General features: G+C 72.4%; 24 protein-coding genes. 9 read left to right on the top strand and 15 right to left on the bottom strand.

The annotated features are described in order from the left end of the window. Window positions 1-5: 5 nt before the first annotated feature. Window positions 6-1586 carry an SIR2 family protein gene (locus tag J3P36_RS01880; protein WP_210505570.1) on the bottom strand — a complete coding sequence of 527 codons (1581 nt, stop codon included), beginning with the start codon at window positions 1584-1586 and terminating at the stop codon, window positions 6-8. A 103-nt stretch (window positions 1587-1689) separates the two neighbouring features. On the opposite strand from J3P36_RS01880, the gene J3P36_RS01875 reads away from it, so the two are divergent. Next, the gene (locus J3P36_RS01875) at window positions 1690-2667 is read left to right on the top strand and encodes an aldo/keto reductase (RefSeq protein ID WP_210505569.1); all 978 of its coding nucleotides are present in this window, start codon (window positions 1690-1692) and stop codon (window positions 2665-2667) included. Between the two features lie 28 nt (window positions 2668-2695). On the opposite strand, the gene J3P36_RS01870 is transcribed toward J3P36_RS01875, so the two are convergent. The 8 genes from J3P36_RS01870 to J3P36_RS01840 all read right to left on the bottom strand — a co-directional run bounded on the left by J3P36_RS01870 (window position 2696) and on the right by J3P36_RS01840 (window position 8846). Continuing rightward, entirely contained in the window at window positions 2696-3142 is a 447-nt protein-coding gene (locus tag J3P36_RS01870; RefSeq protein ID WP_210505568.1) for a hypothetical protein, read from the bottom strand. An 18-nt stretch (window positions 3143-3160) separates the two neighbouring features. Next, on the bottom strand, window positions 3161-4162 hold the full coding sequence (locus J3P36_RS01865) for a hypothetical protein (protein ID WP_210505567.1): 1002 nt from the start codon (window positions 4160-4162) through the stop codon (window positions 3161-3163). A gap of 185 nt (window positions 4163-4347) precedes the next feature. Continuing rightward, window positions 4348-5103, bottom strand: coding sequence for an anti-sigma factor domain-containing protein (locus J3P36_RS01860; RefSeq protein WP_210505566.1), 756 nt, complete (start codon window positions 5101-5103; stop codon window positions 4348-4350). Next, window positions 5103-5696: an ECF RNA polymerase sigma factor SigK gene (sigK, locus tag J3P36_RS01855; RefSeq protein ID WP_210505565.1), complete on the bottom strand. Its 594-nt coding sequence runs from the start codon at window positions 5694-5696 to the stop codon at window positions 5103-5105. The genes J3P36_RS01860 and sigK overlap by 1 nt, the downstream gene beginning before the upstream one ends. 170 nt (window positions 5697-5866) lie before the next feature. Next, window positions 5867-5995 carry a hypothetical protein gene (locus J3P36_RS16500; RefSeq protein ID WP_282595078.1) on the bottom strand — a complete coding sequence of 43 codons (129 nt, stop codon included), beginning with the start codon at window positions 5993-5995 and terminating at the stop codon, window positions 5867-5869. Between the two features lie 173 nt (window positions 5996-6168). Further along, window positions 6169-6909, bottom strand: a complete 741-nt coding sequence (locus J3P36_RS01850) for a hypothetical protein (protein WP_210505564.1) — start codon at window positions 6907-6909, stop codon at window positions 6169-6171. Window positions 6910-7133: 224 nt separating this feature from the next. Continuing rightward, window positions 7134-8396, bottom strand: coding sequence for a D-arabinono-1,4-lactone oxidase (locus J3P36_RS01845; RefSeq protein WP_210505563.1), 1263 nt, complete (start codon window positions 8394-8396; stop codon window positions 7134-7136). A 111-nt stretch (window positions 8397-8507) separates the two neighbouring features. Beyond that, window positions 8508-8846, bottom strand: a complete 339-nt coding sequence (locus J3P36_RS01840; protein ID WP_210505562.1) for a DUF4190 domain-containing protein — start codon at window positions 8844-8846, stop codon at window positions 8508-8510. A gap of 247 nt (window positions 8847-9093) precedes the next feature. Here J3P36_RS01840 and J3P36_RS01835 point away from each other — a divergent pair, with 247 nt between their 5' ends. The 3 genes from J3P36_RS01835 to J3P36_RS01825 all read left to right on the top strand — a co-directional run bounded on the left by J3P36_RS01835 (window position 9094) and on the right by J3P36_RS01825 (window position 10138). Beyond that, window positions 9094-9297 (top strand): DUF2188 domain-containing protein, encoded by a 204-nt coding sequence (locus J3P36_RS01835; RefSeq protein ID WP_210505561.1) that lies wholly within the window; start codon window positions 9094-9096, stop codon window positions 9295-9297. 14 nt (window positions 9298-9311) lie between these two features. Further along, window positions 9312-9713: a ChaB family protein gene (locus J3P36_RS01830; RefSeq protein WP_210505560.1), complete on the top strand. Its 402-nt coding sequence runs from the start codon at window positions 9312-9314 to the stop codon at window positions 9711-9713. Between the two features lie 122 nt (window positions 9714-9835). Beyond that, window positions 9836-10138, top strand: coding sequence for an antibiotic biosynthesis monooxygenase (locus J3P36_RS01825; RefSeq protein ID WP_210505559.1), 303 nt, complete (start codon window positions 9836-9838; stop codon window positions 10136-10138). Window positions 10139-10246: 108 nt separating this feature from the next. Here the strand turns inward: J3P36_RS01825 and J3P36_RS01820 are convergent, their stop codons facing one another. Continuing rightward, window positions 10247-11626: an FAD-binding oxidoreductase gene (locus tag J3P36_RS01820; protein WP_210505558.1), complete on the bottom strand. Its 1380-nt coding sequence runs from the start codon at window positions 11624-11626 to the stop codon at window positions 10247-10249. 233 nt (window positions 11627-11859) lie between these two features. On the opposite strand from J3P36_RS01820, the gene J3P36_RS01815 reads away from it, so the two are divergent. After that, complete coding sequence (locus J3P36_RS01815; RefSeq protein ID WP_210505557.1) at window positions 11860-12717, top strand: SDR family oxidoreductase; 858 nt, start codon at window positions 11860-11862, stop codon at window positions 12715-12717. Between the two features lie 67 nt (window positions 12718-12784). Here J3P36_RS01815 and J3P36_RS01810 read toward each other — a convergent pair whose 3' ends face one another. Beyond that, entirely contained in the window at window positions 12785-13498 is a 714-nt protein-coding gene (locus J3P36_RS01810; protein WP_210505556.1) for a hypothetical protein, read from the bottom strand. Between the two features lie 513 nt (window positions 13499-14011). On the opposite strand from J3P36_RS01810, the gene J3P36_RS01805 reads away from it, so the two are divergent. Further along, window positions 14012-14752: an HAD family phosphatase gene (locus J3P36_RS01805; RefSeq protein ID WP_210506546.1), complete on the top strand. Its 741-nt coding sequence runs from the start codon at window positions 14012-14014 to the stop codon at window positions 14750-14752. Further along, window positions 14749-17373: a glycoside hydrolase family 65 protein gene (locus J3P36_RS01800; RefSeq protein ID WP_210505555.1), complete on the top strand. Its 2625-nt coding sequence runs from the start codon at window positions 14749-14751 to the stop codon at window positions 17371-17373. The genes J3P36_RS01805 and J3P36_RS01800 overlap by 4 nt, the downstream gene beginning before the upstream one ends. 72 nt (window positions 17374-17445) lie before the next feature. On the opposite strand, the gene J3P36_RS01795 is transcribed toward J3P36_RS01800, so the two are convergent. From J3P36_RS01795 to J3P36_RS01780, 4 genes are all read right to left on the bottom strand, one after another. Beyond that, on the bottom strand, window positions 17446-17694 hold the full coding sequence (locus tag J3P36_RS01795; RefSeq protein ID WP_210505554.1) for an SCO4226 family nickel-binding protein: 249 nt from the start codon (window positions 17692-17694) through the stop codon (window positions 17446-17448). Between the two features lie 78 nt (window positions 17695-17772). Then, the gene (locus J3P36_RS01790) at window positions 17773-18558 is read right to left on the bottom strand and encodes a dienelactone hydrolase family protein (RefSeq protein WP_210505553.1); all 786 of its coding nucleotides are present in this window, start codon (window positions 18556-18558) and stop codon (window positions 17773-17775) included. A gap of 14 nt (window positions 18559-18572) precedes the next feature. Then, window positions 18573-19508: an NADP-dependent oxidoreductase gene (locus J3P36_RS01785; protein WP_210505552.1), complete on the bottom strand. Its 936-nt coding sequence runs from the start codon at window positions 19506-19508 to the stop codon at window positions 18573-18575. A gap of 165 nt (window positions 19509-19673) precedes the next feature. Continuing rightward, window positions 19674-20471, bottom strand: coding sequence for a nuclease-related domain-containing protein (locus tag J3P36_RS01780; RefSeq protein WP_210505551.1), 798 nt, complete (start codon window positions 20469-20471; stop codon window positions 19674-19676). A 276-nt stretch (window positions 20472-20747) separates the two neighbouring features. Between J3P36_RS01780 and J3P36_RS01775 the strand changes: the two genes are divergently transcribed. Then, window positions 20748-23231 carry an RNA helicase gene (locus J3P36_RS01775; protein WP_210505550.1) on the top strand — a complete coding sequence of 828 codons (2484 nt, stop codon included), beginning with the start codon at window positions 20748-20750 and terminating at the stop codon, window positions 23229-23231. A 96-nt stretch (window positions 23232-23327) separates the two neighbouring features. Beyond that, window positions 23328-24548 (top strand): ROK family transcriptional regulator, encoded by a 1221-nt coding sequence (locus J3P36_RS01770; RefSeq protein ID WP_210505549.1) that lies wholly within the window; start codon window positions 23328-23330, stop codon window positions 24546-24548. The last annotated feature ends 13 nt before the right edge of the window (window positions 24549-24561 follow it).

Raw genomic sequence — 24561 nt, 5'->3', positions numbered from 1 at the left:
CGCGCTCAGTCGGCCCGGTGGCCGAGGCCGAGCTCGCGCAGGGTCTGCCCGATGTGGCTCCAGGACGAGGTGCGCCGCGGGCCGTCGCCGATCCGCTCGTGCAGCCGCATGAGCTCGCTCCGCAGGACCAGCTCCTCCTCGTGGAGGCCGTCCTCGAAGCCCTCGGCCAGGAGGTACGGGTGCCGGTCGGTGGCGAACGCCATCACCGCGTCGAGGAACACCTCGAGGGCCCGCGACGACGAGTGCTGCGACGGCTCGCCCGTCGTCTCCGCGCGCACGAAGCGGAGGTCGTCCCGCCAGATCGTCTCCTCCAGCGGATCGTCGCGAAGGGTGAGGACGGTGCCGATCTTCGAGATGCCCGGCTCGCCGCTCGCGCGGCGGACGTCGTGCACGATCTCGTGGAAGTGGTCGTCGGCGAGCCCGAAGCCCACGAAGAGCAGGTGCCGGGTCATCATCGTCGCGGCGACGAGGGCGCTGTAGGCGGCCCGCTCGGCGTGGAAGCCGATGTAGTCGTCCCGGGTGAGCACGATGCTCGACCGGTCGGTGATGGTGCCGTGCAGCTTGAGGAGCCAGCGCGGCCCCGGGGCGCCGTCCCCCGGCAGAACGGTGCGGGGGAGGCCGGCGTCCGCGGCGGCCCGCTCGAACAGCTCGTCGTAGTTGAGGGTGATGGCCTGCTCGGCGCGGAGCGAGGCGAGCAGCGCCGGTGCGAGCCCGTAGCGGCGGACGCTCACCGCATCGATGATCGCCGCCGCGAACCCGCCGTCCTCGTCCTCGGTGACCGGGGCCCGGAGGAACGCCGCCCGCAGGAAGGCGGCCTGGTCGCGCGCGTCGCGACGGGGGCTGAGCAGGCTCGCGCGCTCGGACTCCTCGAGCGGCACCGCGTCGGCGAGGCGCTCGATGAGCCCCGGCCAGTTGGGCGCGCCGGCGGTGACGCTGACGCCCGCACCCATGAAGGGCACCAGGCGGTTGTCCCGCGCCTCGGCGGCGAGGCGCTGCGCCTCCTTGAGCAGCCCGGGCGCGAGGCAGTCCCAGGCGTCCCCGCGTCCGCGGCGCAGCTGCTGGGCGAGGGCGTAGGCGGGCTCGTCGGAGAGGACGAGCACGACGTCAGCGCCGAGCCGGCCCGCCGTCTGCGTGGCCTCGTCGAGCAGGGTGGTGAGCAGGGACCCCTGGGTGAGGCTCCCGCCGCCGCCGCGTGAGCCGAAGAACGGCAGGGCGAGGAGGGGCACGGGCCGGTACCGGGCGGTGCCGAGCCCCTGGGATCGTTTCCGCTCGGCGATCGCAGCGCCGAGCTCGAGGAAGGCCCGCACGGCGGGCCGCAGCTCGTCGGGGGAGCGGATCGCCTCGAAGGGCCCGACGGTGAGGACGGGGGAGGGCCGTCCGTCGCTGCCGGCCAGCTCGGCCACGAGGGAGCGGCCCTCGGTCAGGTCGTCGAGGTCCGTCTGTTGCAGGCGCTCGGAGAGGTCGGGGAGCACGGTGCGCCACGCCTCGGTGACCTGCGCGCGTGCATCGGTCGGGAGGAGCCAGGCGTCGCAGGCGAGGTGCTCGATGTTGCCCCGCACGACGAACAGGTGGGACGTCGTGGTCATGCTCCGATTCTCGCCCTCCCGCGGGGGCGCCCGCGCGGGCTTGCCCCGAGCCCCCGGAACCCTTCGGTCTAGGCTGACGCCGGTCGAGGCGGAAGGGGCCGGCATGCAGTACGCGCGGTTGGGGGACTCCGGTCTGCGGGTGTCGAGGGTGGTGCTCGGCTGCATGAGCTACGGCGAGCCGGGCCAGGGTTCGCATCCGTGGACGCTCGACTTCGACAGCACCCGTCCGTTCCTCCGCCAGGCCATCGAGGCGGGCATCACGACCTTCGACACGGCGAACGTCTACTCGGCGGGCAGCAGCGAGGACTACCTCGGCCGCCTCCTGCCCGAGTTCGCGCGCCGCGAGGAGCTCGTGATCGCGACGAAGGTGCACGGGCGGATGGGTCCCGGTCCGAACGGCAGTGGGCTCTCCCGCGGCGCGATCCTCACCCAGGTCGACGACAGCCTCCGCCGGCTGCGCACCGACTACATCGACCTCTACCAGATCCACCGGTACGACCCGGAGGTGCCCATCGAGGAGACGATGGAGGCGCTGCACGACGTGGTGCGGACGGGCAAGGTCCGCTACCTCGGCGCGTCGTCGATGGCGGCGTGGCAGTTCGCTCAGGCGCAGTACGTCGCCGACCTCAACGGCTGGACCCGCTTCGTGTCGATGCAGCCGCAGTACAGCCTCATCATGCGCGAGGAGGAGCGGGAGATGCTCCCGTTTTGCCGGGACCAGGGCGTCGGCGTCATGCCGTGGAGCCCGCTCGCCCGCGGCCGCCTCACCCGCGACTGGGACGCCGAGACGCCCCGCACGAGCGGCGACGACTTCGGCCGCACCCTCTACACGCAGGCAGAGGACGCCGACCGCCGCGTCGCGCAGGCGGTCGCCGAGGTCGCAGCGGAGCGCGGGGTGCCGCGCGCCCAGGTGGCCCTCGCGTGGGTCCTGGCCCAGCCCGCCGTGACGGCGCCGATCGTCGGCGCCACCAAGCCCGGCCACCTCGACGACGCGGTCACCGCGGTCGAGCTGGAGCTGACGCGCGAGGAGCTGGACCGGCTCGAGAAGCACTACGTGCCCCACCGCCCGGTCGGCTACTGACGCACTCCAGTTGGTCGCCCGCGGCGGATCAGGCCCCGCGGCGGCGGTACTGGGCCGCGCGGAGGAGGGCGTGGGCGCGGCGGTCCTGCACCCGCTCCCTCACCTTCTCGCCGAGCCCGAGCGCGTAGAGCAGCGCGAGGACCGAGATCCCGACCGCCGCGACCGCCAGATCCAGGTGGGCGTGCGTCAGCACCGCGACGGTGAGCAGCGGGACCCCTCCGGCGGCGGTGAGGACGGCGGCGAGCAGCGCCGTCACCCTCCGGGACTGCTGCCGGGCGCTCTCGGGCTCCTCGCTCGCCCCCAGCTCGACGTGCGCGACCGGGAGGTGCGGCAGCGCGAGCAGGAGGGTGGGCACGGAGGCGAGCACGCCGACGGTGCCCGCCTTGTCGAGGTCAGCCGAGGCCATCACCCCCGCCCCGAGCAGCAGGACGACGGCGTCCAGGATCAGCAGTCCGGCGATGTACAGCGTGCGCACCGTTGCGCCTCCTTCTTCTCACGCGATGCTCTCCTCGAGCACGTCGTCGTGCTCCGCGGCGTACCTGCGCGCCCGCCGCCACTGGCGCACCAGCACCGGGAGGACGACGGCGTAGGCGACGATCAGCGCCGCCGCGATCACGAGGTTGAGGGGCCGGCCGTCCGCGCCACCGGGAACGAGCGCCGGGGGCAGCTGCTGGAGCAGCAGGGCCACGTAGAGGAGGGTGAGGTACCCGATCTGGAACGGCAGGTACGTCGTCAGCACCCGCGCCCAGCGGATGGCGCGCACCTGGCCCTCGGGGGAGAGCCGCTCGTCCTTGCCCCCCGTGACGACCCGCTTGATCCGGGAGAAGTCGCTGTGGTGGTCGCCGCGGGCGGTTCGCAGCTCTGCGTTGAGAGGCCAGCTGACGTAGAGGCAGGCGGCGCTGCCGGCGAGGGCGGCCAGCGAGGCGCCCATCGCGGCGAAGAGCCAGAGCTCGCGGTCGACGGGGAGGACCCCCGTGACGACGAGGGCGGTGAGCACGGCGGCGGCGAGCATCAGGGTCCAGAAGATCCAGAGCCGCACGACGCCCGCCTTGCGCTCGACGACCTCGCGCGTCCAGGCGGCGGGCGGGCCGGCGGGGCGCAGCGCCTCCCGCCGGCGGATGGCCCGCGCCGCGACGAAGCTGAGGCCGCTCGCCGCCGCCACGACCCCGACGAAGGTGAGCGACTCCGAGAGCGGCAGCCCGCCCGTCCTGCCGAGCCAGACGACGAGGCCGGCTCCGACGAGCTGGACCGCCGCGCTGAGGATCAGCATCCGGAGCAGCGGACGCCGACCGGCGGGTCGCCAGGGCTCGATCGGCCACCACTGCACGAAGGCGCCGAGCGCGATCGCCGGCACCGTGGCGAGGAACACCGCGAGGGAGCCGAGCCAGAAGCGGACGTCGGCGGGCTCCGTCGTGCTGACGGGGAGCAGCAGGATGCCGCCCACGATGAGAGCCGAGAAGACGACGGCCATCACCAGGACGTAGAGCACCCTCACCGGGTCGCCGTCCGTTCGCACTTCGTCATGCGGGTGTCCTCATCGGGTCTGAGGTCGTTCCTGCCGGCGGGGAACCGCCTGGAAGATCACCGTACGACGGCTGAGGCTTCTCTCGTCAAGCCCTTCCACTGGACGCGGACACAACGCCGCAGCCGGGGGCTCGCCCATCCCGTGCCGAGAAGCCGTCACGCCGGCTCGACGACGAACAGCGGGGTGCCGGTGGGACGGGGAGAACCGCCGGCGGGCTCCACGGTCAGCGCCACCTGGACCCCCGGTCGGAGCTCTCCGGTGAGCACCTGGCCATCGCCGGCCACCGCGTCGTCCTCGATCAGGCCCGCAGGAGTCGGATCTCCGCCGCGGATGTACCAGAGCTCGTACACGGTGCCCGGCTCGAGTGCGGGCAGCGAGTCCCAGACCAGCGCGGCGGCATCGAGCCTGTGAGACGAGAGGAGGGCGACCCCGGAGGCTCCCGCCATCGTCACGCTCGTGGTGCGCGCATCGCGAGCCGCGCTCAGGTCATCGAGCGCCGCGTCGTCGTGCCCGTGCAGCAGAGCGGGGCCGAGGACCACCGCCAGCAGGACGGCGAGCACCGCGGCGATCGGGACGAGCACGGGGACCCGCAGCAGGGCCCGCCACTTCCACCGGATGGACCGCGGCCCCGGCGTGCGCACCGTGCTGGCGTCCAGCGTCGGCTGCTCCGCGATGGCGGGAAGCTGGGGCAGCTGGGCGACGCGGGCAAGGAGGTCGGCGCGCACCGAGGGGCTCGGTTCCACCGGTGCAACCGCCAGCCCGAGCGCCACCGCGGTGTCGGAGAGCTCGATCACCTCCGCGCGCAGCTCCTCCGAGTCCGCGAGGCCGGCCTCGAAGGCGACCTCGTCCTCCCGGTCGAGGGCGTTGAGCACGTACGCGCCGCTCAGGTTGTGGAGCTGCCGCCGGGACATCACTCGGCCACTCCCAGCTCATCCCGGAGCCGGATGAGCCCGTCGCGCATGCGGGTCTTGACCGTGCCGACGGGCACCTGGAGCATCTCGGCCACCTCACCGGACGTGTAGCCGCCGTAGTAGGCGAGCAGCACCGCCTCGCGCTGCAGCGCGGTGAGGCGGTCCAGGGCGCGGCGCACTCGCTCGTGCTCCAGTCGCACCTCGACCGTCTCGGAGACGGAGTCGTACTCGGGGCGGAAGTCCCGGATGCCCTGCCGAGTCTCCCGGTCGCGGCTCGCCTGCGCGGACCGGATCCGGTCGACCGTCCTGCGGTGCGCCATGGTGAGCACCCAGGTCAGCGCCGTGCCGCGACGCGCGTCGAAGCGGCGCGCGGTCTGCCACACCTCGAGGAACACCTCCTGCACCACCTCCTCCGCCTGGGCGCGGTCGCGGATCAGCCGGATCGCCAGGCCGAGCACCCGCGAGGAGAGGAGGTCGTAGAGCTCGGCGAACGCCTGCTGGTCGCCGGAGGCGATCCTCTCCAGCAGGCCGTCGCCGGTCGACCGGAGCGGATCGCCCGTGGCGAGGCGCTCCTCGTGGGGCTGGTACGGCATCACGCCCTCCCGTGCACGGATGAGGGCCGCCGCCGCGGGATCGTCCCGGCGAGCACCACGGTCGCGGCAGGTGCGGACATGGAGTTCTCCTGTCGGGATCCGGTTCTACCGGGGGAGGGCGGTCGGGACCGGGGCGGGCACGCGGGTGGCTCGTGCCCGCCCTCGGCGGCTCACCCGATTCCCGCGCCGGCGGCGATGCCGCCCGCGAGGGCCTGTGCCGTCTTCGGCAGGGGGAACGCGGCCTCCCTCAGGACGTGCGCACCGCGGAAGGTGATCCTCGTGTTCGCCGTGATCGACATGCAGCGGATTCGGGACCATCGCCCGCGTCGCTTGGTCTGCTCAGCGGATTCGCATCAAGTGGCAGCCGAGGCGCGGGCATTCACCGCGTGCGATCGCGGGCGGCGACTCGTCGCGGATCACCGCGACCGCGCACGTCGGCCGCTCGCCGCGTTCGCGGCGAAGACGAGCGGGGTCAGCGGAGCCCGAGGAACCCGTCGGCCTCGAGGAACCGTCCGGCGGCGACGGCGGCGTCGAGCGCCGACTCCACCCATGGGCGAGCGGGACCCGGGATGCGCGGGTAGCCGAGGAGCGTCGCCGTCTCGGTCAGAAGGTCCTCGCGGCGAAGCGCCTCGACGCCGCCGAGCACGAACTCCATCGCGTTCTGCAGCTCCTCGCGGCTGATGTCGGGGAGGCGCCGCTCGCTCGGGTCGCCGACCCGGCGCGCGCCCCGCCACGTCGCCGGCTTGACGCCCGTCGGCCACGCGAAGTCGTCGATGATGCGGAACTGCGGCCCGATGACGCGGGCGAGGTGGTACCGGCGCTGGGGGTCGAGGCGGGGCACGCCGAAGCGGCGCGCCAGCAGCGTGATGAGCCGAGGGAGCGGCATGGGGCCCTCGATGTCGAGGATCTCGTTGGCGGTGCGGATGAGCCCGGGCGCCGCGAGCCGCAGGGTGCGGAGCATCTCGGGGGTGCCCACCTGCTCGTCCGGCGCACTCCGATAGGGGCTCACCTGGATGCCGGTGCGCGAGCGGGTGACGGGCGGCCGCGGCACGCGGGCGCGCGCCCAGTACTGGGGACCGGTCGCCCCGGCGTCGTCGGCGAGGTCCTCCTCGGGGTCGCTGTGCGGCACGGCCGCGATCAGCGCCGCGTCGAACGGCCGCGGGGCGCGGGAGGCGCGCCCGTATTCGGCGATCGCACGGATTTCGGAGGACATGCGCCCAGGTTAGAAGTGAGAGGGTGTGCAATACGGGAGCCACGGCGGGGAACACGCCGGAAAAACCGCGAACTCCCGCGGTTTCCGCCGGTCGGCTCGCTCCGCCTGAGGGGCGCGCCGCCGAAGCCGGTCTCGGCGGTCGACGGGCTGACGCTGCAGCGCCTCGCGCTGCAGGCCCAGGACGAGCTGTGGCGCATCGAGCGTGCGTCGGCGCCGAGACAGGATCAGCCGGAGAAGACGACCCGCTCGAGGTAGTCGTTGCGGAACACCCCGCGCGGGTCCAGCGCCTCGGCGAGCCGGACGAACTCGGGCAGTCGCGGGTAGAGGTCGCGCATGCGGTCGGCCCGGGCGGCGAAGAGCTTGCCCCAGTGCGGACGCGCGCCGAACGGCGCGAGCGCGTCCTCGAGCGACGGGAGCAGCGCGCGGACCGCCTCCTCGTCCTGCACCCAGGTGAAGTGCAGCGCGACGGCGTCGGCGCCGCTCGACGGGCTCAGCCACAGGTCGTCGGCCCGCACCGTGCGGATCTCGGAGATCTGCAGCAGCGGCGCGATCCGGTCCGCCATGCCGGCGACGGCCCGGAGCGCGGGCACGGCGTCCTCGAACGGCAGCAGGTACTCGCTCTGCAGCTCCTCGCCGGCGCTCGGCGTGAAGGCGAGCTTGAAGTGGGGGAGCCGGTCCAGCCATGGCCCGGGCTCGCCGAGCTGCGGCGTCGCGTTGAGCGCCGGCATGCTCGCGATCGGGTGGCGGTCGACGGGCGCCGCGGGGGCGCCGAAGAAGGACTCGCCGGGATCGGGCTCGTCCTCGCGGCGCTTCACCCAGGCCTGATCGAAGACGGGGCCGCTCCAGGAGGTGAACAGGCTCACGCTGTAGGCGGCGCCCATCACCTCGGGGAACCGCTCGAGGGCCGCCTCGAACGGCACTCCGTCGAAGACGTGCTGGGCGATGCGGAACGTCGGCTCCACGCGAAGCTCGACGGTCGTCACGATGCCGAGCGCGCCGAGCGTCACCACGGTTCCGGGGAACTCGTCGTCCGTGCCGCGGGCGAACCGGCGCAGCCGGCCCTCGCCATCCACCAGCTCGACCGCGGTCACCGCGTCGGCGAGGGAGCCGTTGCGGCGGCCGGAGCCGTGGGTGCCGGTGGCGACAGCGCCGGCGATCGAGATGTGGGGAAGCGACGCGAGGTTGCCGAGCGCCCACCCCTGGGCCTCCAGCTCGCCGGCGACGGCGCCGTAGCTGGCGCCGGAGTTGACGCGCGCGGTCCGCGACTCCGGGTCCACCGTCACCTCGGAGGGCATCGACGCCAGCGAGACGAGGTCGCCCGGGCTGTCGGCGATGTCGTTGAAGCAGTGGCGGCTGCCGAGCGCGCGGAGCGCGTCCGCTCCGCGGACGAGCTCCTGGAGCTCCTCGACGCTGCGCGGCGTGTGGACGGTGCCCGCGCGGTAGGCGTAGTTGCCGGCCCAGTTCGTACCGGCTGCCACAGTCGTCATCGGAATCTCCTCTTTCAGTTGCGGCATGCAACTTACCTCTCCGCGGCCCGGGAAACGCCGAGGGACCCCCGGCTCGTGCCGGGGGTCCCTCAAACATCGCCGACCGGAGGGTCAGCCGCAGGTGTAGGTGACGCCGTCGATCTCGTAGATGCCTTCGCCGAGCTGGTTGCAGACCTCGAGAGCGGCGTTCACGGCCGACATGCTCATGGCGACGGTGATGCCGACGATCACGAGCGTCAGGACCATGACGACGATCGACACCCAGATGCCGGCGGTCGCGGGGGTGTTCTTGACGCCGGCCTTCTTCGACTGGGACTTCGCGACGATCGACAGGACGAGGCCGACGAGCGGCGCGAGGAACGCCAGCACGAGGCCGACGATGCCGAGGGTCTTGCCGGGGACGGGTGCGGCCGGCGCGGTCTGGACGGGGGCGGGGGCGGAGGTGGTCATTGTCGGGGTCTTCCTTGTGGTCGAAGAGGCTGGAGCGGCGCTTCGGTCGGCCGCCGGAGCGAGCGTATTGACGCGCTGGGAACGATTGCGGACCGGATGCGGCGTGCAATGTTCCTGCTATCTCCGCGTACGCGGCGCCGGCGCCGAGCTGCGATCCGGCGGCTCCGCCTCGCCTTCCGGACGGGCGCGCAAGGGGTTCCCCCTCCCGATGCGGAGGAGTTGGCTGGAGGGGATCGAAGGAGGCGCCGTGGCGAACGGGGATGTGACGACAGTCAACAAGCGAGGCCAGTGGGTCAACGAGGTGGAGGGCGACCGGTCCCGGTCGTGGAGCTTCTCCAGCAAGGAGGAGGCGGTCGAGGCGGGCCGTGCCCTCGCCGGCGAGCTCGGCTCGCAGCATCTCGTGCTCGACGCGGAGTCGACCGGGGTCATCACCGATCCCGGCATGGACTGAGAAAGGAGAGTCGGATGCCCGACCGCAAGGAGGACCTGCCCTCGACGATCCAGCGATCGCCGAAGCACGCGCAGGAGATCTTCGAGAAGACCCTGGAGTCGGCGGAGGAGACGTACGGCGGCGACGGGGAGCGCGCCCGCCGTACCGCGTTCGCGTCCCTGAAGCACTCCTACGAGAAGGTCGGCGACCACTGGGAGGAGAAGGACGAGAAGGGCCCGTCCGACAAGAAGGCCGAGGGCGGCGTGGACAGCGGCGGCGAGACGCAGGGGGGCGTCGACGCGAACGCGTCGAAGGAGCACCTGATGGACGTCGCCAAGAGGCTCGACATCAGCGGGCGGTCCTCGATGAACAAGGACGAGCTGGTCGAGGCCATCCAGAAGGCGAACGCGAAGGAGACGCGCAAGGCGCGCGAGTGACTTCTGAGGGCCTCTTCGGGCCGCGCACCGCGTCCGGGACCTAGTACCCGGGCACCTTCTCCACGCCCTCAATACGGTGGCGGCGACTGCAACGGCAGCCGTCCGAGGGAGAGGAGAGTCCGATGACGACCCTGGTGATCATGCGCGCGAAGGGAGCCGTCGACCAGCTGCGGGAGATGGCGTCGCGCGACCCCAACCCCTTCGAGCACGTCCGTGAATTGGCCCTCGCGCAGGGCGGCATCCTCCGCCACCGGGTCTTCCACGCCGACGGCGACGTCATCGTGGTCGACGAATGGGAGAGCGCGGAGGCCGTCCAGCGCTGGATGCAGAATCCGGAGTTGCAGGCGATCATCGATCAGGCGGGCGCCGATCAGCCCGAGGTCACCCTCGCCGAGGAGATCGACATCGGCGACAAGGTCGGCTGACGAGGGAGGACGCGGCGAGCCGGCGTCCGTGGAGGTTCGGGTCCTCCACGGGCGCCGGCTCTTCTTGTTCGGTGGGTGCCGAGTCGGGGATTGGACGGGGGCGCGCGGTCAGCCGATCAGGGCTGCGGGGCGGGGACCGAAGGCGAGCCGGCCATCGGGGTCGGCGGCGCGGCGAACGGCGTCGAGCCGCTCCGCGACCGCCGGCTTCCAGACCCGCCGCAGCGCGTCCGGTCCGTTGGCGCGGCCGACGAAGTTGACGAGCAGCTCCTCGGCCCGCCACGGCTCGACGGCGGCGAAGACCCCGCCGATCACCTGCGGGATGACGGTGTCGAGCAGCTCGGGCACGGGGGCGCCGAGCAGGAAGAGGCTGTAGGCGGCGCCCCGGCCGCTCACGGCGTTCGGCTCGAGCGGCTCCTCGGCCAGCTTCCCACCGAGGGCGCGCAGCTCGACGGCGACGAGCGGCAGCTGTGCGTGCGGTCCGACGGCCGCCCAGAGCGCGTCCACCGTGTCCTGGCCCAGGGAGCGGAGCAGCATGCCGCCCTCGTTCACCGGCATCGGCGTGGTCGGGTCCGAGTGGATGAGCCCGAGCTGCGCGTAGGGGAGCAGCCCGATCGCGCCGAGGAGCGGGGTCGCCACGGCGCGCATGGGAGCGAGGATCTCCTCGCCGCGGGCGGGGTCGTCGAGCGCGGCGAACCGGAGATGGGCGACGAAGCGGCCCCGGATGGGCTCGGGCAGGTCGGGCAGCGGCGGCACGTTGATGAGCGCGAGGGATGCCGAGGCGCAGAGCGGCAGCGTCGCGGACCAGGAGGCGAACGCGTCGAGCACGGCCTTCGCGTCGTCGCCGTCGAAGAAGAGGCCGCCGCCGTAGACGGTTTCGATGGGGAAGACGTCGAGGGTGATGGCCGTGACGACGCCGAAGCCGCCCTTGCCCCCGCGAAGCGCCCAGAACAGGTCGGGGTTCTCGGTGGCCGAGGCGGTCACGAGGCCGTGGGCGGGGGTCACGACCTCGATCGACTGCACGTGGTCGGCGGCGAAGCCGTAGCTGCGGGCGATCGGGCCGAGGCCGCCGCCGAGCACGTAGCCGATGACGCCGACCTCCGGGCTCGATCCGCAGAGGGCCGCGAGACCGTGCGGGGTGACCGTCTCGAGCACCTCCTTCCAGGCGGTGCCGGCGCCGACGCGCACGGTGCGGTTCTCGAGGTCGAGGCGGACGGAGGCGAGTCCGCGGGTGGAGATCGCGATGCCGCCCTCGGTGTCCTGGAGGACGCCGTGGCCGAGGCCCAGCACGGTGACGGGCACGTCCTGGTCCTGGGCGACGCGCAGTGCGGCGACCACGTCGCCCGCGGTACCGGCCGCCACCACCACGTCGGGGTTGTGCCGGGTGTGCAGGTTGAAGGCGGCGAGCTCGGCGGGAAAGCCCGGGTCGGCGGGGGTCAGGACGGTGGTGGCGCCGGCGGCGCGGAGCTGGTCGGCGAGCGGGTTGGGCACTGGGGGTTCTCCTCGGGAACGCGGGTCTGCGGGAACTATGGCGAGCGTATTGACGGCGCCGGCGCCCTCTGGGATCGATCCCGGGCCTGCAACCTTCCTGCCATCCCGTGCAATCTCGGGGGCGGCGACCGATCGCCGGCGGGGGCGGACCGGCCGAACGAGGTGCGGATCCGCCCGGAATAGACGCCACCGTTCCGGGTTGAGCCGAGGAGGAGATCGACAGAAGGAGCAGCATGACGATCGTCGTGACCGGAGCGACCGGCAACCTGGGCAGCCTCATCGTGGAGCACCTGATCGCGCGAGGAGTGACGCCCGAGCAGGTCGTGGCCACGGGCCGCAGCGAGGAGAAGCTCGGCCGATTCTCGGGCACGGGCGTCCGCACGGCGGTCCTCGACTACGACCGGCCGGAGACGATCGCGGCCGCGCTCGAGGGGGCGACCGCCATCGTGCTCGTCTCGGGCAGCGAGGTCGGCCGGCGGGTGCAGCAGCACGCCGCAGTCGTCGACGCGGCGAAGCGCGCGGGCGTCCGGCACCTCGTCTATACGAGCGCGCCCAAGGCGGACAGCAGCGACCTGCCGCTCGCCCCCGACCACGAGGCGACCGAGGACCTGGTGCGCCAGTCGGGCATCCCGTTCACCATCCTCCGCAACAACTGGTACACCGAGAACTATGCAAAGCCGCTCGCCGACGCCGAGCAGAGCGGCGAGTACGCGGCGAGCACCGGCGACGGCCGCATCGCGAGCGCCACCCGTGACGAGTACGCGGAGGCGGCCGCGGTGGTCCTTACGACGCCCGGCCACGACAACGCGGTGTACGAGCTGTCCGGCGACGAGCCGTGGACCGGCGCCGACCTCGCCTCCGCGATGACCGAGATCCTCGGCCGGCCCGTCCGCTGGGTGCCGCTGAGCACCGACGAGCACCGCGAGCGGCTCGCCGGCTTCGGCCTCGACGAGGGCACCATCGGTTTCGTCACCGCGCTCGACGCGAGCATCCGCGGAGGAGCGCTCGACGTGGCCGAGAGCGATCTCAGCCGCCTGCTCGGCCGGCCCGCCCTCCCGCTCGTCGAGGGGCTGCGGCGCGCCGCCGCCTGACGCGGACACGACGAAGAAGGGGCCCGCGGCGTGCTGTCGCGGGCCCCTTCGTGTTCTGGTTCGGCTGCTACTTCGCGGTGGCGAAGAAGCTCACGCACTGCCCCTGGTTCTTGAAGACGGGCTTGGTGCTGTTCGCCCAGCCGCCCGCCTTGCACTCGTTCTTGCCCGCCAGCACGACGTGCTCGCCGAAGGTGTACGTGGTGCCGGCGAGGGTGATCGAGTTGATGACGCCGTCGCCGAGAACGCCGGAGCCGAGGGAGAAGCCGAACGCGATCACGTCGGCGTCCGGAAAGGCCTTCGTCCAGCTCGCGAGGTCGCCCGCGTGCTTATAACCATGTGCGGGACCCGGAGCCGTCGAGAGGTCGGGAGTGCTGGCCGAGATGTCCGCCAGCCACCAGTCTCCGTTGTAGGCGGCCTCACCCACGAGGATTCCGTCCTTGTCGCCGTCGCCGTCGAGGTCGACCACCAGCTGGAAGCCCGGCGCCCCTCCCGAGGTGGCCGTGTAGTCGAGCGCTGCGTCGTCCGCCGCGGAGAGCGGGGTGTCGGTGGCGACGTACTCGGCGACCTTCTGGGGGTAGCCGGTTTCAGCTTCGTCGGTCCAGATGTGCAGCTTGGTGCCCTCCACCTCGTAGTGACCGGCGGCGCGAGTGCCGCTCAGCGACGAGACGAAGCCGTCGGGGACGTAGATCGTGGAGGTGGCGGTCGCAGCGGTGGCGGGCGCGGCGGTCAGCAGGGTCAGCGCGGCGGCGATGCCCGCGGCGATGCCGATCGTCTTCTTCATTCGGGATGGTTCCTCGGTGTCGGGGGGAGTGGAGGCGAGCGCCTCGCGACGGAACGTATCGGCACGCGCCGACACCGCCGCCGCGACTCACCGCAATGACCGCCGACTGTCGCGTCGCCGACCCGACGTCGATCCGTCCCCTTCAGCAGGACTCTCTGCTTTCGACAGGATGAGGACGCTCTCCGGCTCCTGCTGACTGCAGAAAGTCCTGCTGAGTGCGGCGCGCGCCCGTCGACACGCCCGCAGTCGCCCCCGGCAACCTGAACCGGGTAGCCCCGCAGGACGTGGATCGGGCATGCGGAACGCGAACGGGAGCGCGGCGGTGCGCGGGGCGGCGTGTCGCCCGGGGTTATCCTTCTGTCGGCCCCGGCGTCGCGGCCTGGTTCGAGCGCCGGCACACCGCGATCGATTCCTCACGGCGGACGCCGACCAGGGCGGCCACCGGGCGGCGTCCACGGCTGCTCGACTCCCGCCACCTCCGGCGACCTTCCCTCTCGACCTACGGAGAATCCGCTGACTTCCACCGGGCTTCCGAACCTGGACGACTACCGCGCCGTCCTGTTCGACCTCGACGGCGTGCTGACGCCGACCGCCGACGTGCACATGCACGCCTGGAGGGCCATGTTCACCGAGCTGTTCGCCGCGAAGGGTGTGACCGCGCCCTACACCGACGACGACTACTTCCAGTACCTCGACGGCAAGAAGCGCTACGACGGCGTGGCCGGGGTGCTGGCGTCCCGAGGCATCGAGGTGCCATGGGGGACGCCGACCGACCCGTCGTCGGCGGACACCGTGTGCGGCATCGGCAACAGGAAGAACGACGTGTTCTCGCGCATCCTCGAGGAGGAGGGCGTCGCCCCGTACCCCGGCTCGGTGCGGCTCCTCGATCAGCTGCAGGCGAAGGGCGTACCCATGGGCGTGGTGTCCAGCTCGGCGAACGCCGAGCGCGTGCTCGTCGGCGCGCACCTGCGCGACCGCTTCCCGGTGCTCGTCGACGGTATCGTCGCCACGCGGGAGCACCTCGCCAGCAAGCCGGCGGGGGACATGTTCGTCTACGGCGCGCGGCTTCTCGGCAGCGACCCGGCGCACACGATCGTGTTCGAGGATGCGATCGCGGGCGTCGCGGCCGGCCGGGCGGGCGGATTCGCGCTCGTCATCGGCGTGGACCGCGGCGTGGGGGAGCAGGCCCTGCTCGACGCGGGAGCGCACGTGGTGATCGAGGACCTCGGGGTCCTGGCTGGAGGGGACCGATGAGCGAAGCGCCGGCCAAGCAGGCGCGCCCCACCCTCGACCGGGACCGCTTCCCGGTCGACCCGTGGCGGCTGCGCGAGGTGGTCTACCACCCGGAGGCGATGGACGTCTCGGAGACGCTGTTCGCGGTCGGCAACGGCTTCCTCGGGATGCGCGGCAACAGCGCAGAGGGCCGCGTCGCGCACGAGCACGGAACCTTCGTCAACGGCCTGCACGAGACGTGGAAGATCCGGCACGCCGAGCAGGCGTACGGCTTCGCGGAGGTCGGCCAGACCATCGTCAACGCCCCCGACAGCAAGGTGATGCGGCTCTACGTCGACGACGAGCCGCTCGCCCTCGATGACGCCGACCTGCTCGAGTACGAGCGTTCGCTCGACTTCAAGACCGGCGTGCTCAGCCGCACCCTGCTGTGGCTGACTCCCGCCGGCAAGCGGGTCAAGGTCGTCACGACGCGCATGGTGTCGTTCCCCGAGCGGCACCTCGGTGTCATGACGCTCGAGGTGACCCTCCTCGACGCGGATGCGCCGCTCACCATCTCCTGCCAGCTCATCAACCGGCAGGACGGCGAGGACGAGTACGGCGGCACCGGCACGCACGAGGGCATGGACCCGCGGCGTGCGGAGCGGATCGAGGACCGCGTGCTCATCCCCGGGGAGCACTGGCAGCACGGCGACCGCAGCGTCCTCACCTACAAGGTCGCGAGATCCGGGATGCGCGTGGCCCTCGCCGCCGACCACCTGATCGAGACGAAGAGCGACTACCGCGTCGAGCGGAACATCCAGCCCGACCTCGCGAAGAACGTCTACAGCGTGCAGGGCCGCAAGGGCGAGCCGGTGAAGATCACCAAGGTGGTCGCCTACCACTCGTCGCGCACCACGCCGACCCGCGAGCTGCTCGACCGGTGCGGGCGCACGCTCGACCGCACCCTCATGGAGGGCATCGAGGCGCAGTACGCCGCGCAGCGCGAGTGGCTGGACGAGTACTGGGCGCGCGCCGACATCGAGATCGCCGGCCAGGACGAGGTGCAGCAGGCGGTGCGCTGGAACCTGTTCCAGCTCGCGCAGGCCTCCGCGCGGGCGGACGGGCTGGGCGTCCCGGCCAAGGGCGTCACCGGCAGCGGCTACGGCGGCCACTACTTCTGGGACACCGAGATCTACGTCCTGCCCTACCTCGCCTACACGAACCCGCTGTGGGCCCGGAACGTGCTGCGCGCCCGCCAGGAGATGCTGCCGCGCGCCCGCGCCCGGGCCCGGATGCTCAACGAGGAGGGCGCCCTCTTCCCCTGGCGCACCATCAACGGCGAGGAGGCGTCGGCCTACTACGCGGCCGGCACCGCGCAGTACCACATCAACGCGGACATCACGTACGCCCTCGCGAAGTTCATGCACGCGACGGCGGACATCGCCTTCCTCGCGAACGGCGCGGTCGACATCGCGGTGGAGACGGCGCGCATGTGGGTGACCCTGGGCTTCTGGCGCAACAGCGACGGGCACAGCTTCCACATCCACGGCGTCACCGGTCCCGACGAGTACACCACGGTCGTCAACGACAACCTCTTCACGAACGCGATGGCCCGCTACAACCTCATGTACGCGGCCCGCAGCGTGCGCGAGGTCGCCGCACGGCGGCCGCAGGAGTACGAGCGGATGGTCGCCCGGCTGAACCTCCGCGAGACGGAGATCCTCGACTGGGAGCGGGCCGCCGCGGCGATGGCGATCCCGTACTCCGCGAGCCTCGGCATCCACCCGCAGGACGCGCACTTCCTCGAGCGCGAGGTGTGGGACCTCGAGAACACCCCCGAGGACCAGAAGCCGCTGCTGCTGCACTTCCACCCGCTCGTCATCTACCGCTTCCAGGTGCTCAAGCAGGCCGACGTGGTGCTCGCGCTGTTCCTGCTCGGCCACCACTTCACGCAGGCGGAGAAGCGGGCCGACTTCGAGTACTACGACCCGCTGACCACCGGCGACTCGACCCTGTCGAACGTGGTGCAGTCGATCATCGCGGCGGAGATCGGCTACCAGGACCTGGCACTCGACTACTTCCTGCACAGCCTCTACGTCGACCTCGCCGACCTGCACCGCAACACCCGCGACGGCGTGCACGTCGCGTCGGCGGGCGGCGTGTGGAGCGGCCTCGTGTCCGGCTTCGGTGGGATGCGCGACCACGACGGCGTGCTCAGCTTCGACCCGCGCCTGCCGGCGTCGTGGCCGGAGCTGCGGTTCCGGCTGATCTGGCACGGCACGCGGTTCCTCGTCACGCTGCGGCGCGAGGTGATGACGTTCACCGTCCTCGAGGGACAGAACCCGGTCGCCTTCTCGGTGCGGGGAGTCGAGTACGAGGTGGCGCCCGGCCGCGACGTGATCGTGCCCCTCGAGGACCAGGGGCCGCTCATCGAGGGGATGCCGAAGCTCAGCTCGAAGGCGCGGCACCGCCGGGAGGACGGGTCGATCATGGTGCCGATGGTGCCGACCATCACCGAGGCGATCCCGGTCATCGCGAGCCTGCCGCCGGCCGACAACGAGTCGAGCGAGGGCGGCGACGAGGCGCTGCCGGTGGACGAGTCGGACCGCGAGCTGAGCGGTGTCGACACCGCGCGCGCCCGCGAGGACAGCCCGGTTCGCTGACCCCGGCGCCCGACGGGCCGTTCCTCCTCCGGGGGAGCGGCCCGTCCGCCGTTCCGGGCCCGGTCGGCCCGTTCAGACCTCGATGCTGAGCTCGTAGACCTGGTCGGTGGGGTGGCCGGCCCTCTCGTGGATGCGCTGCACCGCCTCCTTCGACGGCGCCGTCGAGAGGCAGAAGGCCTTGCCCGTCACCGGATCGAGCCACGCCTTCTCGAAGTGGACCCGCTCCTCGCCCTCGATCGCGAGGTCCGCGTTGTGCGCCTCGATGAGCTGCTCCTGAGTGCCGCCGACGAATCCGTCGTGGACGTCCATGAACTTCGGCATGACCGCACCTCCCTGTCCTCGGCGGCAATCCTCCGCCCGGTGCTGCGCCCCGGCACGGGTCCTTCGACCCCGCGGCGTTCAGGCTCGCGGTTCGATCGCCGGCTTCGCTCCGTCCTCCGGCTCGCCGGCGAGGTGGGTGCGGAAGAAGCCGTCGATGCGGCGCCACGCATCCGCGGCCGCTGCCGGATCGGGGCCGGCGCCGAGCACGCGGGCGAGGATGGGGCGCAGAAGCGCGGGCACGTCCTCGTCGGTCGTGTCGAGGAAGGCGTGACCGGCCGTCGGGTACTCCTTGACGTCGTGCGGGACGCCGGCGGCGGTGAGCGCGACCTCGAGCTTCGCGGCCGCGCCGCGGAGGGACAGGTCCCGCCGCCCGTAGCTCGCGACGACGGGGCAGGCGCCGCTGAGCGCGGCGTCGAGATCCTTCGGGAGGCGGCCGTAGTTGGCGGACACCGCCCTGAAGCCGCGGTTCCTCGCCGCCATGAGCGCGAAGCCGCCGCCCATGCAGAAGCCGAGCACGCCGACGCGGCCCGTGCAATCGGGCCGGGCGACGAGTGCACTCCGGGCGGTCTCGACGTCGTCGAAGGAGCGTCCCTCGCCGCGGACGATGTCGCGGAAGGTGGCGCGCAGGCACCTGCGGGGACCGCCCTCGACGAAGAGGTCGGGCATGAGCGAGAGGAAGCCGGCCTCCGCCATCCGGGCGACCTGGCGACGCATCTCGTCGGTCAGCCCGAACGCCTCGTACACGAGCACGACACCCGGCCATGGGCCGTCGCCCGCCGGGATGCCGAGAGCGCCGCGCAGCCGGGGGCTCGCCCCGGCCAGCTCCGAGGGGAGGTCGAGATCGACCAGGGTGGGCGCGCTCACGGTCGGTTCTCCTGCTAACGAACGAGGGCGAGCTTGCCGCCGGGATGCCCGGTGCTGAGCAGCTCGAGCGCGGCCCGCGCATCCTCGAAGGGGAAGGTCCGAGCGATCGGCACGACGAGCTTGCCGGCCCGGGCCAGGTCGATGAGCTCCGCCCGGACCGAGTCCCGGAAGCGCCGGCTCTCCGGCATCCCGCCGCCGAGGACGACGATGCCGTCGCTCTCGGCGCGGCCGAACGCGGCGACGGAGACGATCCGCTTCCGGTCCTCGACGAGGGCGAGCGACACGTCGATGGCCTCGTCGGTGCCGACTGCGTCGAAGGCCGCGACGACGCCCTTCGGCGCGACGTCGCGGATGCGCTGCTCGAGCCCCTCGCCGTACGGGATCGGCTCGCCGCCGAACCGGCGGACCTCGTCGAAGTTGCGCTCGCTCGCGGTGCCGAGAACGCGGATGCCGCGCAGCCCGGCCTGCTGGAGGAAGCTGATGCCGACCGCGCCGGAGGCGCCGTGGAGCACGACGGTGTCACCCTCCCGCACCTCGGCCGCGCGCAGCATGTCGGCGGCGGTCGCCCCCGCGAGCAGCAGGTTCGCGGCCTCCGGGAAGCCGAGCATCTCCGGCTTCGCGAACACGTCCTTCGCCGGAACGGTGAGCGACGTCGCGTAGCCACCGGGGATCCGGAAGGCGAGCACCTCCGTGCCGACCGCGCCGCCGCCGCTCGCGAGCTCGGCGCCGGGCCCGAGTGCGGTGACCACGCCCGACACCTCGTGCCCGAGCCGGAGCGGCAGATCCTCGCGCTTCCCACCGCGGAGCACCGCCTTGTAGTCGGTGGGGTTCATCCCGGCGGCCCGCACCTCGACGGTGACCTCACCCGGTCCGGGCTCGGGCACCGCAACGTCGCGGAGCTCGAGCGCGTCGAAGCTGCCGTAGTCGGTCGCCACCCATGCCTGTGCCATCCTCCCAGTCAACCCCGGCGAACGCGCGAGGGGGAGGGGTGGACCGGCCGTTGCATCCCCGGTGATTGAGGAGCGCGCCGCAGGCGCGCGTCTCGAAATCACGCAACCGCACCCTCGATCCCGACCACCCGCCTTCTGCCGCCCTTTCCATGGGCGACACTTGCGTCAGCGACCGCCGAGCACCGTCAGCGCCGCGGTCATCAGCGAATACACGGCTCCGAGGGACGCCGCAGCACCCCCGAGCGCCCACATCCTCCGCACCGCGGCGGCGCGCGCGACCTCGGCGTCGATCGCCGCGAACCGGGCGCGGGCGTCGGGCACGGGCTCGGTGCCGTCGGCCCAGATGCCGGGGCGGCGGAGGCGCAGGGCCAGCTCGGCGACGACCTCCTCCTCGAGCCGAGCGGGCTGCGACCGCAGCCACGGCAGGAGTCGCTCGGCGCGCACGATCGGCACCTCCGTCGAGGCGCGGAGCGAGAGCGAGGCGACGCCGACGAGCACGATCAGCGGCTGCACCGCGGTGCCGAGCACGCCGGCGCGCGCCAGGGCATCGGTGACTCTCATCGCCTCGCGCTCGGCCTTGACGACGTAGGGGAGGCGCTGCCCGTTGACGAGCACTCCGCGACCGGCCGCCCAGACGCGCTTGCCGGCGTGGTGCTTGGTGTTGAGGACGAAGACGCCGGACGGCCCGATGACCACGTGGTCGATGTCGGCGGCGTGCCCGACCGGGATCGAGTGCAGGACCCGCCACTCGCCGGAGAGCCGGTCGAGGAGGCGCCCGACGACGAGCTCGCCCTTCGCGCCCACGTACCAGGGCAGGTCCTTGGCGCTGATCGGCGACCGGCCGAGAAGGCGGTCGGCGAGCGTGCGAGGCTCCTGCCGGTCCTGGCGGCGGACGACCTCCTCGATGAGGAGCTGTCCGGGCAGGCCGTGCCGGGAGGCGGTGGCGGATGCGGTGACGGTCATTGTCGGTCTCTCAGGATCGGACCTCGACCGTATCGAGCGCCCGCCGGCCACGGACACTCCCAGAACGAGCGGGCCCCGAACAGGGCACGGCGGCCGCCAGCCCTTCGTCGCCGCCCTCCCTCCTGTCCCTCAACAGGCAGAAATCCCCCCAACAGGCAAAAGACGGCCGATTCTGCCTGCCGGGAGGAATTCCGCCTGTTGAGGGACAGTTCCCCGCCCCGGTCTGCGGCGGACGCGGATTCGGCGCGCCCCGGCGCATGGGGGAGACTGCAGGGGATGCCCCTCCTCGACCGGATGCCCGCGACCGACGATCCGGACGCCGCGTACGCCGCCTTCGTCGACTGGGCGGGGGAGCAGGGGCTCGACCTGTATCCGGCGCAGGACGAGGCGATCGTCGAGATCGTCACCGGGTCGAACGTGATCCTCGCCACGCCGACCGGCAGCGGGAAGTCCCTCGTCGCCGTCGCCGCGCACGCCACCGCGATCGCCCAGGGCAAGCGCTCGTACTACACCGCGCCGATCAAGGCCCTGGTCAGCGAGAAGTTCTTCGCGCTCGTCGACATCTTCGGCGCGGAGAACGTCGGCATGGTGACGGGCGACTCCTCGGTCAACGCGGACGCGCCAATCATCTGCTGCACGGCCGAGATCCTCGCCAACGTCGCCCTGCGCCGCGGGGACGATGCGCCCGTCGACCAGGTGGTGATGGACGAGTTCCACTTCTACTCCGACCCGGACCGCGGCTGGGCCTGGCAGGTGCCGCTGCTCACCCTCCCGCACGCCCAGTTCGTGCTGATGTCCGCGACCCTCGGCGACGTCACCCGCATCGCCGACGACCTCCATCGCCGCACTCGGCGACCGGTCGCGCAGGTGACGAGCGTCGACCGCCCGGTGCCGCTGCACTTCTACTACGCCCAGACGCCCGTGCAGGAGACCGTCGAGGAGCTGCTGCACAGCGCGGGCGCGCCCGTCTACATCGTGCACTTCTCGCAGGCGGCCGCGATGGAGCGGGCGCAGGCGCTCACGAGCATCCGGGTGATCGACCGCGAGGCGCGCGACCGCATCGCCGAGGAGATCGGCGGCTTCCGTTTCACCACCGGGTTCGGCCGCACCCTCAGCCGCCTCGTCCGCAGCGGGATCGGCGTGCACCACGCGGGGATGCTGCCGAAGTACCGCCGCCTCGTCGAGCAGCTCGCGCAGCGGGGCCTGCTGAAGGTCATCTGCGGCACCGACACGCTCGGCGTCGGCATCAACGTGCCGATCCGCACGGTGCTGCTCACCGCGCTCACCAAGTACGACGGCACGCGGATGCGCCACCTCACCGCGCGCGAGTTCCACCAGATCGCGGGACGTGCGGGCCGCGCCGGCTACGACACCGCCGGAACGGTGCTCGTGCAGGCGCCCGAGCACGAGATCGAGAACGCGAAGGCGATCGCCAAGGCCGGCGACGACCCGAAGAAGAAGCGGAAGATCATCCGCAAGAAGGCGCCCGAGGGCTTCGTGTCCTGGGGCGAGCCGAGCTTCCGCAAGCTCGTCGAGGCCGAGCCGGAGGCGCTGACGAGCAGCATGCAGCTCACCGCGGCGATGCTCATCAACGTCATCGCGCGCGGCGGCGACGTGCTCGCGAACGTCCGCGAGCTGATCTTCGGCAGCCACGAGCCCCGGCACCGGCAGTACGCGCTCGCTCGGCGCGCCCTCGGCATCTACCGCACGCTCAAGGCGGCGGGCGTCGTGCAGGTCGCCGACGGCCAGGTGCGCCTCCTCGTCGACCTGCCGCCGAACTTCGCGCTCAACCAGCCGCTCTCGCCGTTCGCGCTGGCCGCATTCGAGCTCCTCGACGCCGAGTCGCCGACGCACGCCCTCGACGTCATCAGCGTGATCGAGGCCACCCTCGACGACCCGCGGCCCGTGCTGTCCCAGCAGGAGTTCCGCGCCCGCGGCGAGGCCGTCGCGGCGATGAAGGCGGAGGGCATCGAGTACGAGGAGCGGATGGAGCTCCTCGAGGCGATCACCTACCCGAAGCCGCTCGAGGACCTGCTGGGGCAGGCGTTCGAGACGTTCGCGCAGGGCCAGCCGTGGGTGCGCGACTTCGAGCTGCGGCCGAAGTCGGTGGTCCGCGACATGTTCGAGCGGGCGATGACCTTCGGCGAGTTCGTCTCCTTCTACCAGCTGGGCCGCAGCGAGGGTCTCGTGCTCCGCTACCTCAGCGACGCCTACCGCGCGCTCCGGCAGACCGTGCCCGACGCGGCCACGGGGGAGGAGCTCCGCGACATCCTCGAGTGGCTGGGCGAGCTCGTCCGCCAGGTCGACTCGAGCCTCGTCGACGAGTGGGAGCGGCTGATCAATCCGGCCGACGACCCGGACGCGCCGGTGGTGCCGCCGCCCCCGCCGAGCGTGCTCACCAACCGGCGCGCGTTCCTCGTGCTCGTCCGCAACGAGCTGTTCCGCCGGGTCCAGCTCGCGGCGCTCGACCGCGCCGACCAGCTCGGCGAGTTGGATGCCGAGGACGGCATGGACGAGGACCGATGGGGCGCCGCCCTCGACGCGTACTTCGCCGAGCACGACGCCATCGGCACGGGACCGGCTGCACGTGGACCGCGGATGCTCCTCGTCGAGGAGGAGCCGCAGCGATGGCGCGTACGGCAGATCCTCGACGACCCGGCCGGCGACCACGACTGGGGGATCGACGCCGAGGTGGACCTCGCCGCGTCGGAGGAGCAGGGCGTCGCGGTCGTCCGCATCCTCGGCCTCACCCGCCTCTGACCCGCCTGCCCCGACCGGCGAGGCGCTCGTCGCGGAATCGGACGCGCCGCCCGGCGGCAGGCGGTGCACTACGCTGACCGCGACCGGAGGCCTTCAATGACGACGACGCAGCTGGCGCGGGTGAACCGCGAGAAGGTGCTGCGCTGCCTGTGGGAGCAGGGGGCGCTCACCCGGATCGGAATCGGCCGCGCGACCTCGCTCGCGCCCGCGACGGTCAACCGGCTCATCGCCTCCCTCATGGAGGCGGGGCTCGTGTCGGGCGCCGGATCCCAGTCCGAGGCGCGCGGACGACCGGCGCTGCTCGTCGAGGTGAACTGGACGTCGTCCTCCCTGCTCGCCGTCGACGTCGCCGACTTCTCCACCGACCTGGCACTCGTCGACCTGGCCGGGCACGTGATCGAGAGCCGGCGCGTCCCCGCCGAGCGGATCGCCGGCGACGGTCGCGTCGCCGAGGTCCTCGACCTGATCGACGAGGCGCTCGGCGACTACGAGCGCCGAGGCGTGCGGATCCGCGGCGTCGGCATCTCGGTGCCCGGTGCCGTCGACGGGAGCGGCAGTGTGACCGTCGCGCCGAGCGTCGACTGGTTCGGCGTCCCCCTGCAGGCCCGCGTCCAGGGCCGCACGGCCGTCCCTGTGGTCGTCGAGAACGACGCCAACCTCATCGCCGTGGCGGCCTTCCGCGGCGGCTGGCACCGGCGGGTCCGCTCGCTGGTCGCGATCGCCGTGTTCAGCGGTGTCGGGTCCGGAATCGTCGAGGACGGACGGCTGCTGCGCGGAGCCGCCGGGGCGGCAGGACAGCTCGGCCGCATGCTCCGGGGGACCGAGTCGCTGGGACAGGCGTACGAGGGGTTCGGCGACATCGACAAGCGCCTCGGCATCGGCGCCTTCGCGGAGCGGGCCCGCCGGCTCGGCATCGCGAGCGACGCCGAGCCCGTCCCACTCGCGGCGGACCGCCTCCTGCAGCGGGCGGCCGCCGCGGACCCGGCCGCCCGTGCCGCCCTCGAGGATCTCTTCGACGAGTACGCGCTCGCTCTCGTCAACGTCTGCTCCCTGCTCGCGCCGGAGGCGATCCTGCTGGCCGGCTTCTTCGAGCGGTGGAGCGACCACGTCATCCCGGAGCTCGTGGCGCGCATCCGCCCGCACGTCATCGAGATGCCGACGCTCGCACCCGTCGCGGTGCCATCGGCGACCCTGGTCGGCGCCGCCTTCCAGGCGTTCGACGTCGCGGGCGGCGTCTCGTCGCTCCTCGAGGAGTCAGATAACGATGCGGACTCGTCCCTTGTCGCCGTCGAGGAGCGGCTCATAGAATCCGCATAAATTTTCGGATCGA

The organism is Naasia sp. SYSU D00057, from assembly GCF_017916505.1.
GTDB lineage: Bacteria > Actinomycetota > Actinomycetes > Actinomycetales > Microbacteriaceae > Naasia.
This window is presented reverse-complemented; position numbering and strand designations above follow the sequence as displayed.

Coding starts and splice junctions, on each gene's coding strand:
- J3P36_RS01830 (WP_210505560.1), top strand. CDS start 9,312: ATGCCCGACCGCAAGGAGGACCTGCCCTCGACGATCCAGCGATCGCCG.
- J3P36_RS01815 (WP_210505557.1), top strand. CDS start 11,860: ATGACGATCGTCGTGACCGGAGCGACCGGCAACCTGGGCAGCCTCATC.
- J3P36_RS01840 (WP_210505562.1), bottom strand. CDS start 8,846: ATGACCACCTCCGCCCCCGCCCCCGTCCAGACCGCGCCGGCCGCACCC.
- sigK (WP_210505565.1), bottom strand. CDS start 5,696: ATGCCGTACCAGCCCCACGAGGAGCGCCTCGCCACGGGCGATCCGCTC.
- J3P36_RS01825 (WP_210505559.1), top strand. CDS start 9,836: ATGACGACCCTGGTGATCATGCGCGCGAAGGGAGCCGTCGACCAGCTG.
- J3P36_RS01810 (WP_210505556.1), bottom strand. CDS start 13,498: ATGAAGAAGACGATCGGCATCGCCGCGGGCATCGCCGCCGCGCTGACC.
- J3P36_RS01875 (WP_210505569.1), top strand. CDS start 1,690: ATGCAGTACGCGCGGTTGGGGGACTCCGGTCTGCGGGTGTCGAGGGTG.
- J3P36_RS01780 (WP_210505551.1), bottom strand. CDS start 20,471: ATGACCGTCACCGCATCCGCCACCGCCTCCCGGCACGGCCTGCCCGGA.
- J3P36_RS01785 (WP_210505552.1), bottom strand. CDS start 19,508: ATGGCACAGGCATGGGTGGCGACCGACTACGGCAGCTTCGACGCGCTC.
- J3P36_RS01800 (WP_210505555.1), top strand. CDS start 14,749: ATGAGCGAAGCGCCGGCCAAGCAGGCGCGCCCCACCCTCGACCGGGAC.
- J3P36_RS16500 (WP_282595078.1), bottom strand. CDS start 5,995: ATGTCGATCACGGCGAACACGAGGATCACCTTCCGCGGTGCGCACGTC.
- J3P36_RS01770 (WP_210505549.1), top strand. CDS start 23,328: ATGACGACGACGCAGCTGGCGCGGGTGAACCGCGAGAAGGTGCTGCGC.
- J3P36_RS01845 (WP_210505563.1), bottom strand. CDS start 8,396: ATGACGACTGTGGCAGCCGGTACGAACTGGGCCGGCAACTACGCCTAC.
- J3P36_RS01775 (WP_210505550.1), top strand. CDS start 20,748: ATGCCCCTCCTCGACCGGATGCCCGCGACCGACGATCCGGACGCCGCG.
- J3P36_RS01860 (WP_210505566.1), bottom strand. CDS start 5,103: ATGTCCCGGCGGCAGCTCCACAACCTGAGCGGCGCGTACGTGCTCAAC.
- J3P36_RS01795 (WP_210505554.1), bottom strand. CDS start 17,694: ATGCCGAAGTTCATGGACGTCCACGACGGATTCGTCGGCGGCACTCAG.
- J3P36_RS01880 (WP_210505570.1), bottom strand. CDS start 1,586: ATGACCACGACGTCCCACCTGTTCGTCGTGCGGGGCAACATCGAGCAC.
- J3P36_RS01850 (WP_210505564.1), bottom strand. CDS start 6,909: ATGTCCTCCGAAATCCGTGCGATCGCCGAATACGGGCGCGCCTCCCGC.